This is a genomic window from Microcoleus sp. Pol12A5 (assembly GCF_036701435.1).
Lineage (GTDB): Bacteria > Cyanobacteriota > Cyanobacteriia > Cyanobacteriales > Microcoleaceae > Microcoleus.
Window position 1 is genome coordinate 26997 of sequence record NZ_JAUBQU010000003.1, and the last position, 15834, is coordinate 42830.

Here is a 15834-nt window from a genome sequence, read left to right on the forward strand (position 1 = left end):
TCAAATTAAGTTCAATTGTTGAAACCGGGTTTGGTAGAAAGCCCGGTTTTTGCTTGCGTAATTCTCTTTCAGTAAATCTCAATAACTTCGGAGAGCGGTAGCACATATTTTTAATGAGGTCGGCTATTACAGACAAAATATTAAGTTTTCTTAAAAAATAAAAGTTATTGTCCCACTTAATATTAACATGAACGCTATAAAGTTTGATGTTTAACAAATAAGCAGATGGCAATGCAATTAAGTAAGGGTGAAAGATTTAATATCTCTAAAGAAGCGCCCGGTTTAAAGAAAATGGCGATCGCCCTCGGTTGGCAGGTGACAGAGGCAGGACAAAGCTACGAGATTGATGTCTCTGCCTTTATGCTAGGTGCTGACGGCAAAATACCTAACGATAAATATTTTATCTTTTACAATAATCTGCAATCCGGTGACAGTTCTGTACTGCAAGTGATTCGAGATAAAAACAACCGAAGTCAAGAGAATAAAACGATTTACGGCGTTATCTTAAAAAGAGTTAATCCTGAAATTGAGGAAATAACTTTTGTTGTGACTATTCACGAAGCCGAAAAAATTAATGCAAATTTTAGCAATATCAAAAATGCTTTTATCAAAATTACCAATTTGGATACCGAAAACGAACTTGTTCGTTATGAATTAAAAGATAATTTTTCGCGAGAGACTGCTGTAGAATTTGGTCGCTTGTATAGAAAGAATGGAGAGTGGAGATTTCAGGCGGTAGGAGCAGGATATCAGGCAGGATTGCAGAGTTTTGTTGACAAGTATTGCAGCTAAAGTAGTAATAATATTGCTCCAATTCCTCACGAGTTGGCGGCGAGAACAGCAGAGGATTGGCAGTTGTCGGCTGGGGAGTTGGAGGTGGAGTCAGAACCGGAAGCGGAACAGTCTCGTCAGGAGCTTTTGGTAACTTTGTTACCTTACTACTTAGTGATGAAAATGCTTCAAATTAATGTCAAATTAAGTTCAATTGTAGAAACCCGTTTGGGAGAAATTCAGGTTTTTAATTACGTAATTGTACTTAAGTAAATCTCAACAAATTTCCGATACAGGCAGCACATATTTTTAATCAAGCCCCCTATTTAAAGCAAAATATTAAGTTTTATTGAATAGCCTAAATTATGCGGCTACTTAATATTAACATGAACACTATAAAGTTTGATGTTTAACAAATAAGCAGATGGCAATGCAATTAAGTAAGGGTGAGAGATTTAATATCTCTAAAGAAGCGCCCGGTTTGAAAAAAATGGCGATTGCCCTGGGTTGCCAGGTGACAGAGACAGGACAAAGCTACGAGATTGATGTCTCTGCCTTTATGCTAGGTGCTGACGGCAAACTACCTAACGATAAATATTTTATCTTTTACAATAATCTGCAATCCTGTGACGGTTCGCTACTGCAATCGATTCCTGACAAAAATAACCTAGGTCAAGAAAAGAAGACTATTTACGGCGTTATTTTAGAGAAAATTAATGCTGAAATTGAGGAAATAACTTTTGCGGTTACTATTCACGAAGCCGAAAAAATTAACGCAAATCTTAGCAATATCAAAAATGCTTTTATCAAAATTACCAATTTGGATACGGGAAGCGAACTGGTTCGCTATGAATTAAAAGAGAACTTTTCACGAGAGACTGCTGTAGAGTTTGGTCGTTTGTATAGAAAGAATGGAGAGTGGAGATTTCAGGCAGTAGGAGAAGGATATCAAGCAGGATTGCAGAGTTTGGTTGACAAGTATAAAAGCGGAAACAGCCATAATATTGCTCGAATTAGTAGCGAGTTGACAGCCGAAACAGCAGCAGATGATTTGCAGTTGCCGGCTTGGGAGTTGGAGGTAGAGTCAGAACCGGAAGCGCAACAATCTCGTCAGACTCGAAGGGTACAGCCATCACTAATTAATAATCAAGTTAATAACTCGCGAAGCCGAAAAATCCCCGCAGCTTTATTAGCAGGTTTAGGGGTTTTGGTTTTGGGGACAGGTGCAGGGATGAGCGCCTTTATGCGATCGGGAAATGAAACGCTGAAGCAAGCGCAAATACTGGCCGTTGAAACGCAGAATTCAGAGAAAGTCACGGATGTCAATTTGCTCAGAAGTTTCGATAAACGACTTAAAGAAACGATCGCCAATTTAGAGAAAATTCCTAACTTCCCTGGCTTTGGGTATCAACAAGCTAGAGCTGATTTGCTGAAACTGCGCCCGAGTTTGGTTCCAGTAGCGCAAAATTTACAGGCTGCAGAAAGTCTAGAAAAAGCTCAACAATTGGCAATGGAAGCTGCTGTGGTTGTGCAAAAACCGCCTCATCCGATGGAAGTTTGGCATCAGTCGCAAAGTAAATGGCAAGAGGCAATCGCACTTTTAGAAGCGATCGATTCACGTACACCTGTTTATAATCTCGCTCAAAATAAGTTATCTAATTACCGGGCCAATCGCACTGTTATCAGTCAAAGAGTTGCGATCGCTCAAAAAGCTGCAGATTTCAGCAACCAAGGTTCTTTGAAAGTTCAAAAGGGAGATGTTCCGGGGGCGATCGCCAATTTTACTCAGGCTTTAGCGCTGAATCCGAACATACCTCAAGCTTACCTCGGATTGGGGATTGCTACTGGCCAACAGGGAAACAAGCAGCAGGCAATTTACAATTACGATCGAGCGCTACAATTTAATCCTAACTTGGCAGAAGCTTATTTCGGTCGCGGTCAAGCATACTATGAATTGGGAGATAAGCAAAAGGCGATCGGGGATTACGAACAAGCTATTCGCGTTAATCCTAATTATGGTTTGGCTTATTTAGAACGAGGTGCTATTCGCTGTATGTTGGGAACCAAATCGCAAGCAGTAGCAGATTTTAATCAAGCTGGAGAACTTTTTTCAAAGCAGGGAGACGGCAAGAATTACCAATTAGCACAAAGCTTTATTAAAGATTGTCAAGAACCGATTGCAGAGGCTGCAATCTGCGATTATCGAAGGAAGATAGACTCCTTCGGCCGACCTTGCGGTCGATCTCTGAATGTTCCGATTATAATTAGAAGAAAATCGGTCAGAGATGCCTCAAACTCTGACTCTACTAATTTTAAAAGCAATAGCAGCGTTGAAAAAATCTCACCGGCAAATTCTGATAGCAGTGGCACAATAACTCGCAGCAGGCGAAGAAGCAGAAGGTAAACTGCTGTGGCATTAGTTAGTAGACGACAAAATCTGCTGGTAAGCATTGATGGTTTGCTGGGCGATCGCATCCCAGTTATAATGCTTTTTGGCATACTCTTTGCCGTTCAATCCCCGCCGTTTGCGCTCTTCGGGATTCAGAAGTGCTGATTTAATTGAATTGGCGATCGCCCCTACTTCCAAAGGTCCCACCCAACCAGCTTCTGCTTGCTGTATGTCTTCGGCAATATGTATGCGATCGGAAATGGCCACAGGTACACCCGCGGCCATAGCTTCTGCTACAGCAATACCAAAGTTTTCGTAATAAGAAGGCAATACAAATAAGTCAGCTTTTGTCAAAAGTTCAACTTTTAAATCACCGCTCACAAAACCAGTAATTGTTGTATATTTTGCTAAGCTTGAATTGTATATTTTACTTTTAATTTGTGTTTCATAATCAGCATTTTGGGTATTTGACCCAGCTAAAATAAAGTGAAACTCTATGCCCGATGCCAAAATACTTTCTAATGCTGGAATTAACAAATCAAGCCCTTTTTTAGGTTCAATTCGCGACAGAAATAAGATGATTGGCACTTGAGATTCCCGCAATCTCTGAGGAAACAAACCTGCTGTCACCCCCAATGGAATCACTAAATCCCGTGGCGCAGGCATCTTGCCTGTGAAGTTCAAATCTTGTGACACAGGCATCTTGCCTGTGCTACCCAAACCAAATCTTTCTGAGATTTTAGCTTCTTCTTTACTTGTGAAGTGAATTGCGGCTGCCCCTGCTAAATTAGGGCGTTCTAAAAGCGTGGCATAAATCTGTTTCAAGCGCTTTTTTTTCTGCAAATCGGCGGGGTCAAGCATACCGCAGGGACGCATAATATATGGCAACTTGTGATATCTAGCAATTGTAGCAGCGAGGGTAGTTACTGGTGAGAAAAGAGCGTGAATGTGAGCCAGGTCAAATTGTCGCGCATTTTCATTTAACCACTGCAATAAACTTAGAGAAAACTTATATCTACGAAGGGGAGAACAGCGGAAATAAATAATTTGATAACCGTTTTGTTGTATTGGTTGATTTAAGGGGACATCTAAGGGAAGTTGACCGATATCTCCATTAGAATCTGTGGTGATAATTGTGATATCAATACCTCGGGAAGCGAGGGCCGCAGAAAGTCCGAGTACCATTTGACTTGGCCCGCCGTAGACGAGAGAAATTGAGGGGATAATTTGGAGAATTCGCATGGGGGATAGTTCTTTAAATCAAGATACCAACATCTCCCATTACCAATTTAATTATCTGGAAAAGGCTGCCCGTCTAGCTGTTCAGCTTCCTCTCTCTTTGTTGCTGTAATTTGGGTATTGTGAGCCATTGTTTTGGAAAATTCATACATTTCACTCGCTTTTGCTTCCGCCGCTTTCACAATTTCCAGGATTTCCCGGAGTAGGCTTTCATCAGGTAATTGTTTCATGGCAATGCTTCTAATCTCTCAACTACTTTGTCAATCATAATTCTTGATTCAGGAGCCATATGTAGCAAAGCTGCTAAATAATCTCCTGCTTTTTGAACATCTTCATCGGGCACACCAGCCATCAATACATTGCCCACAATGTGCTCTGCTTGTAAGCGAACACCTGATACGCAGAATTGAAAATTACTGATCGAAGAAAAGTATTGCATCAGTATTTCATTCTGGGGAAAAAGAGACATTGCTCTTCTAAGTGCAAAAAGTCCCTGCGTTGCTTGGCGCTCAGTATCGTCTAGTACCTGGTAGAGTTCGCTAACCAAAGAGCGTATGTCGGGAGGAATAGACATTTACCACAGTTTTTTTTATTTAACACTTGCATTATAGCTAAAAGTTACAACAATTCTTTGTAGAATTCCAATAACTGCTCAGCTAAAGCTTGATTGGTATAATTGCTCATCGCTCTGTGATAACCCCGATCGCCCAAATCTGCGACTAACTGCCGTTGCTCCATCAATTGCTGCAAACACTCGCGCAAAACCCCTGCATTTCCCTCGGGGAATATTAACCCCGCATCGCCGATGACGTGGGGAATTTCCCCGCAGTCGGAACCGATAACCGGAATTTGACAGGCCATCGCTTCAATTAAAACGTGACCGAATTGTTCTTTCCAGCCCACAGTGGTCAAAGTTTTGAATTTATAGCTGGTTTGCGAGGGCAATACCAAACAGTTCATTAAGTTAATGTAGGGGGGAATCTCTTCGTGAGAAACGCTTTCTACCCAGATTATTCGCTCGCTGATTCCCCATTCAATACATTTTTCTGCGAGGTGCGTCCGCAATTTTCCTTGTCCTACTAACAGCCACTTCCAAGGGATTCTTTTCAACCCTGCCAAGGCCTCAGCTAAAGTGAACAGTCCTTTTTCTTCGACAAATCGCCCTACAAATCCTACCACAAAATCGGTCGGTGCAATGCCGAACCTGCTGGATAAATCAGCGTCTTTAGCAGTGCTGCGAAACAAAGTTTCATCTACTCCGAGTTGTGGCATTACTTTTACCGCACCTTGATAGCCCCGCTGCCGCAAAATTTTAGCTCCGTCTAGGTTGCCTGCAATAATTCCGTTGGTGTGCTGAAGATTGTAATTTTCTAAAATTGACACAGGCCAATTCAATTGATAAGGCAGATTCCACCAGGTAAACAATATATTTTTTGCCTTTAATTTAAGCAGTTTATTTAATAAAATTAATTGAGCGCAAGCAAGGGATTTTGAACCTTGTTCAACTTGGATTATCTGGGGTCTAAAATTTTGCAAAACTTTAATTAAATCACAACCAAAGCTTAGCAATCCTTGATTGTTTTGGCTAAAGTTGGACACAGGGATGACTTTAAAGGAACCATTTTGATAAAATTCCGTTTCTATAATTTTATTTTGTACGCCTCCGGGTTTCCAACGCTGCGGCACTACAATTGTTACTTCAATATCAGGTTCTAGGTTTGCTAATATCTTGAATTTTTCCCGGTTAATGTCCACAATATAGGTGTGACTGGCAACGAGAATTCTCATTTAGGGGAAGGGGGAAGGAATAGGGAATTATTGAGCGTTAAAGTTGTCTTGATGGGTGTAAATTTGTCCATCATTCCACAGAGATTGAATTACTGTATTTACAGCACTGAGGAAACCCAAGATATAAAAAGCAAATCTAGTTATAATTTTAATGGGCGAGTGGCTTTTATAACAAGGCGGATTTCCCAAAACGTGGCAGTCAAAGAGTTTGGCAAAAAATCGCAGGCATTGAAAGGCTGTTAAATTTTTCAATCCCATCAGAAAGTGATTGTGATAGAATGTGATTTGATATTCGATCGATCGCGTGCTGACATCGTGACACCCGCCGCTCTCTTCCCCAAAGTGAACTAAACACGCATTGGGATCGTACCAAATTTTCAGGCCAGTCGATCGCAATCTCAAACAAAAATCCGACTCCTCCCGCACCGCACTCCCTGTAAAGCGCTCATCAAACCTCAGCCCCCACTCGGCAAAAACCTGCCGGAGAAATGACATATTGCAGCCTCTAGCCGAGAGCACCTGCTGCGGTTTTACTGTATGCACCAAATCGATAAAATACCAGGCAATGCCCGCATCCATCGCTTCTGAGGGCAAATATTCGATCGCCAAATCCCCTCCAGAATTATCCAGTTTTATTCTGTCAAAAACCCTGCCCGCCACACATCCCACATCGGGTTTTTCTAAATAGTTGTCAGCGTGAGCTGCCAAAAAACCCTCTGGCAATTGTACATCATCATCAATAAATAAAATAATCTCTCCAACTGCGCGGCGCACTGCATAATTTCGAGCTGCCGGCAAACTTGCCCAATCTACCCGAAACCACCGAATTTTGCCAGCATTTGCCAATTCCTCTAAATAAACTTGAGTTTCCGACTCGTGGGTGCGAGTTTGATCGATTACCAAGACTTCAAAATTGGGGTAATTTTGCCGAAGCGTATCAGCCAATGTCTCTCGCAGAGGTTGCTCGCGGTTGTAGGTGGGGATCACAACAGAAATCATCATTTGCAGTTGCCGCCTTCATTATTTCTCTACACGCCAAAGCCAGACATCGCCGGGTTTGTAAATTGGTGTGATTTGATATTTTTGCACTTTTTCTAGTTCAAATTTTAATGCTTCTGTAGCTCGGTAGAGAAATACATCGCTAAAACCATCAGGAATTTTAACTTGATCGGGCTTAACTGCCAGCAAAAGCTTTACTTGCGACTTCAGCAGATAGCTGACAGACAGTATTTTTCCTGTGATGTTGTTGCCTCCATGACTGATTACTAAAGGTTTTTTCGATTGATTGACAATCGTGGCTACTTGGGGATTGTATTTAGTGCTAGAAGGGTATTTGTTCCACCAAAGTTGTGACTGTGAGCTGACGGCACAAGAAATTATTCCACTCGATATTAGTGCTATTAAACCTAGCTGCCACAGTTTTTGTTGGCGGGGATTGGGGGTGACTGCAATTTTAGCGGTGAATAAGTAGGCAACAGCTATCTGGATTGCTAAAATATAGGGAACTAGATAGCGATCGGCAACGCCTCGCACTGCTATCAATACTATCGCTGTAATTCCGATCGCTGTCAATACAAACAGCGAAACTCGTTTGGGAGTTGAGCGGCAGAGCGAGTATAGTGAATGTGCGAGCGTTAACAGCAATACGGCCACTACAATCAGTCGGATTACATCTGCAGTCAGATGGCTCGAAGCCAATTTGATGATTCCGCCCGCCCAATGCGTGTCGATAAACATTCGGCAGGTAATGATAATTAAAGGTTTAAGTGAAGATATGAAATACAGGGAAAGGCGGGGCAAGCCTACTGTTGCCTCGATTTTTTTAGAGTTATAAACTAATACCAAAATCCAAGGAGCAAAAATTATTATTGCTGCCACTGAAGCTAGTAAATAAGCAATTAATGTTTTGCTAAAACGACAATTTTCTGTGATAATTACATAGATCCCGTGGGCGAATACTACTAAAAAAAATAATAAACTACAATACAGTCCTAAAGTCAGGGCGATCGCATAAATAAACCAAACAGCCTTGCTCAAATTAGATGTGCCGGGAGAATTTTGTAGGGCGATCGCCCGCAGCAGAATTGCATTCGAGAGCAAAACCAGGACTGCAAACATCATGTACGGTCTTGCCTCTTGCGCGTACAAGACGTGAAAAGGTGAAACAGCAATGATTGTAACAGCCATCCATCCCACAGACGCCGATCGAAATAATTCCCAGCACAGCCAATAAATGCTGGGAAAAACTAACAAACTAATCAAAGCTGAAAGACTTCTGACAGTCGCCACTTGCGGGCCGAACAAGTGTACCCAAAACCTGGCTAAAATAAAATATAACGGTGATAGTTGGGGTTCTTCTGTAGCTAAACCTTTAACAGTATTCCACCAAGTTTTTTCGGGATTTATCTGCTGGTATTTCTGCTGCAAATCTGCGACGCTAATTGTTTTGCCCTGAAAATCTTGCTGCACCATTTCCGTCCAGGTGTAGCCAGAAATTCGCAGCGAGGTGATAGATTCGTCGAACGAGTAGACTTTGCGATCCAGATTAGTAAAGCGAAACCATATCCCAGTTATTAATATGACGACAATTAAAAATTTTAACCAAATTCGATGCAGCCGCCCATTTTGAATTGATTTGGTGTTCATACAATCAGAAATGGGGAAATGAAGAAAGAAGGATTTAGTTATTTAGGACAGAGGAAATAAGCAAGAGGGAATAAAGAATGAGAAATTGGTTTCAATAGCTCCTATATTTATCTAGAGGCTTCTTCCTTCTTCCTTCTTCCTTCTTCCTTCTTCCTTCAGATTAATTCCCCATTTCCATCAGATAGCTATGTGTTGCTGAACGGCTAAAACTAAATTTTCAGTCCAGAAATTAGCCAATTCGGCGCTGGCAGCTTCCACCATAACTCGAATTAGCGGTTCAGTGCCAGAAGCGCGCACCAAAACCCGTCCCTGTTCGCCCATTGCTGTTGTAGCACGTTCGATCGCACTTTGCATTGCCTCGCACTCGTGCCATTTCAGGCGTTTTTCGCGATCGTCCACCCGAATATTTCGCAGCAACTGCGGATAAGTTTGGAAACTGCCACTTACCAATTGTGCCAAAGATTGCCCGGACTGGCGCACCAGCGAAGCCAAATGCAAAGCTGTCAGCAAACCGTCGCCGCTGACACCGTAATGCGGACAAAGAATGTGTCCCGACTGTTCGCCGCCCAACATTGCACCGGTGCGCTGCATTTCAGCGTGAACGTACTGATCTCCGACGTTGGTTCTAGTTAGTTTGCCGCCCAATTCTTCCCAAGCTCGCTCGAAGCCGAGGTTAGCCATTACAGTAGAAATAATTAAATTGGATGGTAACTGTTCGGAGTCGCGCAACTGCCGGCCCCACAGATAAAGAATGTAATCGCCGTCAATCGTTCGACCTTGGTTGTCTACACACAAAACTCGATCGGCATCGCCGTCAAAAGCAAAGCCCAAATCGGCATTGTGTTCCAAAACTGCCGCTTGCAAACTTTCGAGATGAGTAGAACCGCAGTTAACATTAATGCGAGATCCATCAGGAGAGTCGTGCAAACAGATAACCTCCGCCCCCATTTGCGCGAACACCGCCGGCCCCAAACCCGCAGCGGCCCCCCAAGCCAAATCCAAAACTATCCGCATTCCCTCCAAATTCATCTGTTGTAGCGAATCACAGAGCGAAGTGGCATAATCTTTAACCAACTCAGAGCGATGGTAGTGGTGTCCCCAAGCCAAGCTAGCAACCGGAACCTTTGCCCCCCGGATTCCCGCTTCGATTTGTTCCTGCAACTGTTGCGACAGCTTGGAGCCGTTTGAGCCGAAAAACTTAATGCCGTTGTCTTCTGGGGGATTGTGAGAAGCCGAAATCATCACTCCGCCGACCGACTCCGAAACGCTTGCCAGATAAGCAACGCAGGGAGTGGGACACAATCCCAAATTCCACACTTCTAAACCGGCGGCCGTCAAACCCGCTGACAGTGCCATTGCCAGCATATCGCTGGAATTCCTGCTGTCTTGCCCCAAAATCACAGGCCCCTGGTTGGGGGTATTTTGGCGTAGAACTTGTCCGGCCCAGAAGCCCACTTGCAAGGCTAGGGGTGCATTCAGCAATTCTCCAACTTTCCCGCGAATGCCGTCTGTGCCGAAGAGTTTGGTATTTGGCAGGGAGAGGCTATTTCCCAGCAGAATCGTATCCAGTTTGGCTGGCTGTACCGAGTTAACAGCCGGAAACTCGCTGCCACGAGGGCGCGAAGGTGTCTGAACCATATTCACTCCTTTAGGAATATTCACACTCACACTTTGGGTTCATGTTACAACTGAAAGTCTTTATTTTCAGCGTAAACTCCATTTATTTAGTCGATTGCTCAAGCAACTTGCTGTGACAACCTACGCACAAAGCTTAACTTCATCGGAAAAATTTGTATTGTATCCAAGGGAAAAACTTGGAGTTCCGGGCGCGCCAACGCCCGGAAACCCGGTTTCTTTCTGCCTCCAGGCTTGACCGCGAATTTCAAAGGTGGTACCCGCCACGTGATTTATCCGTGGAATCAATCCAAAATCGAAAATCCTCAAGCCCCCGCATTTATCCGTGGGGTCAATCGAAAATCTAAAATCTAAAATCGATTGACGCTGCTGCTGTTTGAGCCTGTCAGCAACTGCGTGTGTAGAAGGTTAATGCTGTATTGCCGTATATTTTCTGGCGGCAAATTTCTAGACCGGAAATCGGTTGTGCCGATCGCTCCGGGCTGTGTTCGATCGCGATTTCGCCGTTTGGTGCTAGCATTTCTTGGCTGGCGATCGTGTTTAACACAGGTTCGTACAAGTCACTGGCGTAGGGCGGATCGAAGTAAATGCGATCGAACTGCTGCCCAGCTAGTGTTGCCAACTTCGCCGTCGCGTTTCCCCGCAGTATTTGGAATGTTTGGGACGAGTCTGCTACTTGCTCCCAGTTTTCGCGGATAATCGCACAAGCTTTCGCCGACTGTTCGATGCCAGTGACACTCGCGGCTTGCCGGCACAAAGCTTCTGCACCCATCGAACCGCTGCCGGTACAAATGTCAAGCCATCTGCAATCTGCGATCGTCCCTTGCCAAATATTAAATAAAGCTTCTCTGACTCGCGAAGGTGTAGGGCGAGTGGCGAGTCCCGGCAGGGTTTTGATTTGGCGATTGCCAGAGATTCTTAAACTCATTTAGGAAGAAAGAAGGAATAAGGAATAAGACTTTTAAAAATGTCAAACCCGGTTTCGGCAATCAACCGGGTTTTTCAAGACTCATGCCACCTAAGCAGGTACTTTTTCCCTCACGAGACTGACAAAATTTGACAGCATTTGCAATCCCGTACTCGAAGACTTTTCCGGGTGAAATTGCACCGCCATCAAATTGTCTTTAGCTATAGCCGCCGTCACGTTTTGACTGCCGTGACTCACCATTGCCGATCGCACTTCCCAATCAGCTGGATCGACATAATAAGAATGCACGAAATAAACCCAAGGATCGGACGGTAAATTTTGCCACAGCGGGCAATTCTGCTGAGTAAAGTGCAATTGATTCCATCCCATGTGCGGAATTGTCAAACCCGGTTCCGACCGAAATCGGCGCACTTTTCCCGCAATAACGCCCAATCCCGGTTCTACACCTTCTTCGGAACTTTCCAACAGAATTTGCATACCCAAACAAATGCCTAAAAAAGGTTTTCCCGATGCGATCGCACTTTTTATCGGTTCTATCAAATTGCGCGATCGTAAATTCTGCATTGCCGGGTCAAACGAACCAACTCCCGGCAAAACCACGGCATCAGCCTGCTCGATTATAGCAGGAGAATCTGTAATTTTTGGCACTGCACCCACATTTTCCAAGCCTTTACAGACTGAGTGCAGATTGCCCATGTCATAGTCTACTACTGCAATGACAGACATTGACTTACTTGCCTTATATTATCAATATCAGTATTATTGCACAAATATGACAGCGAAAATCCTGCTAACCTCATTTGATACTTGGCTTCCACATCAGGAATCTAACTCTTCGGACGACTTATTAGCCAAGATTTCCCAAATCAAATCTTTGCCTGATTCCCTGACTTTTTTGAGGAAACTGCCAGTAGATTTTCAGCTAGCACCTAATTTAGCGATCGCCCAAATCAACCAACTCCAACCCGATACTATTATCTGCTGCGGCATGGCCGAAAGCAGGCAAAAATTAACCGTAGAATCCTGCGCTTGTTGCGAGAGCGACATTATGAAAACAACAGTTAATCTCGAACCGCTACTCGCTGATTTAGCTGCAACCGAAATCAGTCACGAAGCCGGAAAATTTGTTTGCGAAGCTCTATATTATGCAGTTTTAAAACACCTTGCAGATTCTCAACTTAGCACCAAATGTATTTTCGTACACGTACCAATTTTGACAGAAGAAAATGCCGACAAAATTGTCGCCGATTTTTTATTAATTTTAACTCGCGTCCCTTAACAACTGACAACTGACAACTGCCAGTTGCCAATTGCCAACTCTTTAGCCGCCGTAATTCCAACCCGTGCTTTCTAGCAGCAACGGATTGCCTTCTCGGTGGACGCCTGCGGCCACAACTTCTCCCACATAAACCGTGTGATCCCCGTGTTCCACAGCACCGACAACTTTGCACTCGACGTAACCCAGAGAATCCGAGATAATCGGACAACCAGTTTCCGCGCCGGGATAAAATTCTACATCCTCAAATTTATTGCCAACGCGGCGCTGCTGCTTGAAGAATTTCTGGGCTAACTCTTTTTGCCCTGCTTCTAGGAAACTCAAAGCAAAGACACCGCTGGCTTTGATCATGCCGTGGGATTTGGAGTCTTGCTTGACGCAGTTAACAACTAAGGGAGGGGTAAAGGAAGATTGCATCACCCAGCTAGCGGTGAAACCGTTGACTTCCTCCCCGTCTTTGACACCGCAGATGTACAATCCGTGAGGGATTTTCCGCAAGATGGTTTTTTTAGCTTGTTCGTCTAGCACGGGCTTACCTGTTCGCTCGATAATTCTACACCGCCCAGTTTACCAATGTCGGGCCCACAAACCCAACTGTCTTAAGGGCGATCCCGATACCGAAACTGTTGAGATTGCCAATATTGTTTTTTTCGATACCAAATCTTCTGCTTCCCCCAACATTTATTTTTATTAACTTAAATTAAGTTGCTCGGATTTGTTTGCAACTAACTATATGCTGTGTTAAAACTTTAGCCATTAATATTGCAATCTCAAAGTAGCCCCTCAATTCGTTAGTAAAATCGGAGATAATTCGATGACAGAATCGTTTAAGCGGAACTTTGGTTTAGGTCTTGTAGCCGTCAGTATATTATCTCTAATTTGTTTCGGCATAATAGGGATTGGCAGAGACGGTCAACTCAATGCTGATGGTGGCGTCCTTTACGCTGCTGGACGTGCTTGGCTTAAGGGTTTAAATCCCTACAACCACGATTTCCTCGTTCAAAGTGTAGCAGGAATAAAGGAAATTGACGGTCTAGAAAATGCCGCTTTCTTTTATCCTCCTCCATCAGCCGCATTGTGTATGTTTGTCGGTCTGTTCGATTACTCCGTTGCCAAGTTCGTCTGGGTCTTACTCAACTTGCTGTCAATCGCAGCTATTATTGCGATGACAGTTCGCACCATCAACCAACATCAAAATAATAGTGAAAATCAACTCGGAATTTGGGTAATCAGTGCGATGATTATCGGCAACCCATTCACTGCCCACGTTGTCTGGATGGGTCAAACTTCTTTGATCGCTTTTGCTGCGACAATGGGTGCTTGGTTCTTCAGCCAACGGCAAAAATTTGTATTAGCAGGAATCTGTTTGGGTGTAGCCAGCTTTAAACCGCAACTATGCTTATTGCTGGGTATTTGGTTTTTGCTAGAACGGAACTGGAAAATATTAGCTGTAGCCTTCGCAACAGTTACAATTATGAGCGCTTACCCATTGGTGCTGTACGGCGGGCCCGTTGGGATGCTGGCAGCGTGGCATCAAGGAATTCAAGACAGCTATAGCTCTTTGCCTTTCAATCAACCGGGGTTTCAAGATAAAGTTGGTATGGAAAGTCTTTTCGCTTCTTTAGGCTTGAAGATACCGGCTATCAAGATTGTGGCAGTCATTTTAGCGGTTCTGCTGTGGGTGTTCCGCAATAGAATTAATCGAGAAGATGTCTTGGCTGTGCTGATGGGTATATCCTTCACATTTCTCGGATATACTCACGTTTACGATTATGTAGGTTTGTTCCCGATTCTGACCTCGCTGTGGCTGTACTGTAGCAATAACCGCAATGCTTTGCTCACCAGTATTGCTTTAGTTTTTCTGCTCTTTTTTCCGAGACGTATATTTTTAGCAGCGGGTCTGCCTTTTTTGATTCACTGGAGAACAATTGTTGTTTTGATGCTGGTAGTTGGTGTTCTTGCATTCAGCATGAAAGCTAAATCTCGTCAAGAATTTCAGCAAGAAATGGCTTGATTTTCGCAGAGTTGCCAGGGGCAGAAATTATCATAAGAGGTGCTTGCCTCATAAACCCGGTTTATACGAAAACATCCTGGTTGGGCGACTAAATATCTACGAATAAACCGGGTTTATGAACTTCAAAACTCATCGAAAGGCGAAGGGGTGCGAAGAACGAAGAAATCTCAAAACTATTGTGCAACTCCGTGCTTCTTAAACCAATCTTGCATCAGTTTCCAAGCATCCTCAGCTTCTTTTTCCCGGTAAGTGGGGCGATAGTCGGCGTTAAAACCGTGCGGCGCATCTGGATAAAGCACAATTTCTGAACCGCTGCTACCAGTTTTGAGAACTTCCCGCATTTTCTCGACTGTATCCTTGGGAATTGACTCGTCTTTACCGCCGTAAAGCCCCAATACAGGCACTTTCAAAGTTGCTGCAATGTCGATCGGCTGTTTGGGAGTTAAAGCCGTAGAATTGCCAACCAAACGCCCGTACCAAGCAGCGCCAGCTTTGACTTTGGGGTTGTGGGAAGAGTACAGCCAAACAATTCTGCCACCCCAGCAAAATCCTGTAATTCCCAACTTATTAGTATTGCCTTTTCCGGACTTTTGTGCCCACTCTACGGTAGCATCTAAATCCGACATAACTTGAGCGTCGGGAACTTTCGAGACAACTTTACTAATAATTTCTTGGATGTCGGTAATTTTAGAAACATCACCTTCACGGGCAAACATTTCTGGGGCGATCGCTAAATAACCTAATTTGCCAAAACGGCGGCAAATATCTTGAATGTGTGCGTGAACTCCGAAGATTTCTTGAATTACTAAAATTACTGGAAAATTGCTGCCGCTGGCTGGCATAGCTCTGTATGCTGGAATTGAGCCGTCTTTTACAGGAATTTTTACCTCACCTGCAACTAAACCAGCAGCATCCGTATTGATAACGGCAGCAGCAATAGGATGAACTGCTAAGGCAAATCCGGCGCTTAATGCGGTGACAGTGATAAATTGTCTGCGAGTTAAATCAGTCATGGCGATTTTAGATTTTAGATTTTAGATTGGGCAATTGAGAATTGGAAATTGGTAATTGGTTATTTCATAATTGCTCCTTCTTCCCTCTCCCGACGGACATCGGACTGACATCCGTTACATCCGTTACATCCGAAG

The 15834-nt window shown here is 43.8% G+C and carries 16 protein-coding genes; 5 read left to right on the forward strand and 11 right to left on the reverse strand.

The window, feature by feature from the left end; genetic code table 11:
* Positions 1–231: 231 nt before the first annotated feature.
* The 3 genes from QUA45_RS01335 to QUA45_RS01345 all read left to right on the forward strand — a co-directional run bounded on the left by QUA45_RS01335 (position 232) and on the right by QUA45_RS01345 (position 3175).
* Positions 232–792, forward strand: coding sequence for a TerD family protein (locus QUA45_RS01335; protein WP_333219023.1), 561 nt, complete (start codon positions 232–234; stop codon positions 790–792).
* Positions 793–825: 33 nt separating this feature from the next.
* Entirely contained in the window at positions 826–1044 is a 219-nt protein-coding gene (locus tag QUA45_RS01340; RefSeq protein ID WP_333097920.1) for a hypothetical protein, read from the forward strand.
* 157 nt (positions 1045–1201) lie between these two features.
* Positions 1202–3175 carry a TerD family protein gene (locus QUA45_RS01345; protein ID WP_333219025.1) on the forward strand — a complete coding sequence of 658 codons (1974 nt, stop codon included), beginning with the start codon at positions 1202–1204 and terminating at the stop codon, positions 3173–3175.
* A 12-nt stretch (positions 3176–3187) separates the two neighbouring features.
* Here QUA45_RS01345 and hpsP read toward each other — a convergent pair whose 3' ends face one another.
* The 9 genes from hpsP to hisH form a co-directional block, all read right to left on the reverse strand.
* Positions 3188–4402 carry a hormogonium polysaccharide biosynthesis glycosyltransferase HpsP gene (hpsP, locus tag QUA45_RS01350; RefSeq protein WP_333219027.1) on the reverse strand — a complete coding sequence of 405 codons (1215 nt, stop codon included), beginning with the start codon at positions 4400–4402 and terminating at the stop codon, positions 3188–3190.
* Between the two features lie 47 nt (positions 4403–4449).
* Positions 4450–4629, reverse strand: a complete 180-nt coding sequence (locus QUA45_RS01355; RefSeq protein WP_333097916.1) for a hypothetical protein — start codon at positions 4627–4629, stop codon at positions 4450–4452.
* A complete protein-coding gene (locus QUA45_RS01360) occupies positions 4626–4973 on the reverse strand; it encodes a hypothetical protein (RefSeq protein ID WP_333097914.1) in 348 nt (115 codons plus the stop codon). The genes QUA45_RS01355 and QUA45_RS01360 overlap by 4 nt, the downstream gene beginning before the upstream one ends.
* 44 nt (positions 4974–5017) lie before the next feature.
* Positions 5018–6187, reverse strand: coding sequence for a hormogonium polysaccharide biosynthesis glycosyltransferase HpsO (hpsO, locus tag QUA45_RS01365; RefSeq protein WP_333097912.1), 1170 nt, complete (start codon positions 6185–6187; stop codon positions 5018–5020).
* Positions 6188–6214: 27 nt separating this feature from the next.
* Positions 6215–7189, reverse strand: coding sequence for a hormogonium polysaccharide biosynthesis glycosyltransferase HpsN (gene hpsN, locus QUA45_RS01370; RefSeq protein WP_333097911.1), 975 nt, complete (start codon positions 7187–7189; stop codon positions 6215–6217).
* An 18-nt stretch (positions 7190–7207) separates the two neighbouring features.
* The gene (locus tag QUA45_RS01375) at positions 7208–8833 is read right to left on the reverse strand and encodes a glycosyltransferase family 39 protein (protein WP_333219029.1); all 1626 of its coding nucleotides are present in this window, start codon (positions 8831–8833) and stop codon (positions 7208–7210) included.
* A gap of 177 nt (positions 8834–9010) precedes the next feature.
* Complete coding sequence (gene glmM, locus QUA45_RS01380; protein WP_333097907.1) at positions 9011–10471, reverse strand: phosphoglucosamine mutase; 1461 nt, start codon at positions 10469–10471, stop codon at positions 9011–9013.
* 382 nt (positions 10472–10853) lie between these two features.
* The gene (gene rsmD, locus QUA45_RS01385; RefSeq protein WP_333097906.1) at positions 10854–11396 is read right to left on the reverse strand and encodes a 16S rRNA (guanine(966)-N(2))-methyltransferase RsmD; all 543 of its coding nucleotides are present in this window, start codon (positions 11394–11396) and stop codon (positions 10854–10856) included.
* Between the two features lie 90 nt (positions 11397–11486).
* On the reverse strand, positions 11487–12122 hold the full coding sequence (hisH, locus tag QUA45_RS01390; protein ID WP_333219031.1) for an imidazole glycerol phosphate synthase subunit HisH: 636 nt from the start codon (positions 12120–12122) through the stop codon (positions 11487–11489).
* A 46-nt stretch (positions 12123–12168) separates the two neighbouring features.
* On the opposite strand from hisH, the gene QUA45_RS01395 reads away from it, so the two are divergent.
* On the forward strand, positions 12169–12675 hold the full coding sequence (locus QUA45_RS01395) for a pyroglutamyl-peptidase I family protein (RefSeq protein ID WP_333219033.1): 507 nt from the start codon (positions 12169–12171) through the stop codon (positions 12673–12675).
* Positions 12676–12717: 42 nt separating this feature from the next.
* Here the strand turns inward: QUA45_RS01395 and QUA45_RS01400 are convergent, their stop codons facing one another.
* Positions 12718–13200: a flavin reductase gene (locus QUA45_RS01400; RefSeq protein WP_190659726.1), complete on the reverse strand. Its 483-nt coding sequence runs from the start codon at positions 13198–13200 to the stop codon at positions 12718–12720.
* A gap of 286 nt (positions 13201–13486) precedes the next feature.
* Here QUA45_RS01400 and QUA45_RS01405 point away from each other — a divergent pair, with 286 nt between their 5' ends.
* Positions 13487–14686: a glycosyltransferase family 87 protein gene (locus tag QUA45_RS01405; RefSeq protein WP_333097900.1), complete on the forward strand. Its 1200-nt coding sequence runs from the start codon at positions 13487–13489 to the stop codon at positions 14684–14686.
* Positions 14687–14859: 173 nt separating this feature from the next.
* On the opposite strand, the gene QUA45_RS01410 is transcribed toward QUA45_RS01405, so the two are convergent.
* A complete protein-coding gene (locus QUA45_RS01410) occupies positions 14860–15699 on the reverse strand; it encodes a dienelactone hydrolase family protein (RefSeq protein WP_333097898.1) in 840 nt (279 codons plus the stop codon).
* Between the last annotated feature and the right edge of the window lie 135 nt (positions 15700–15834).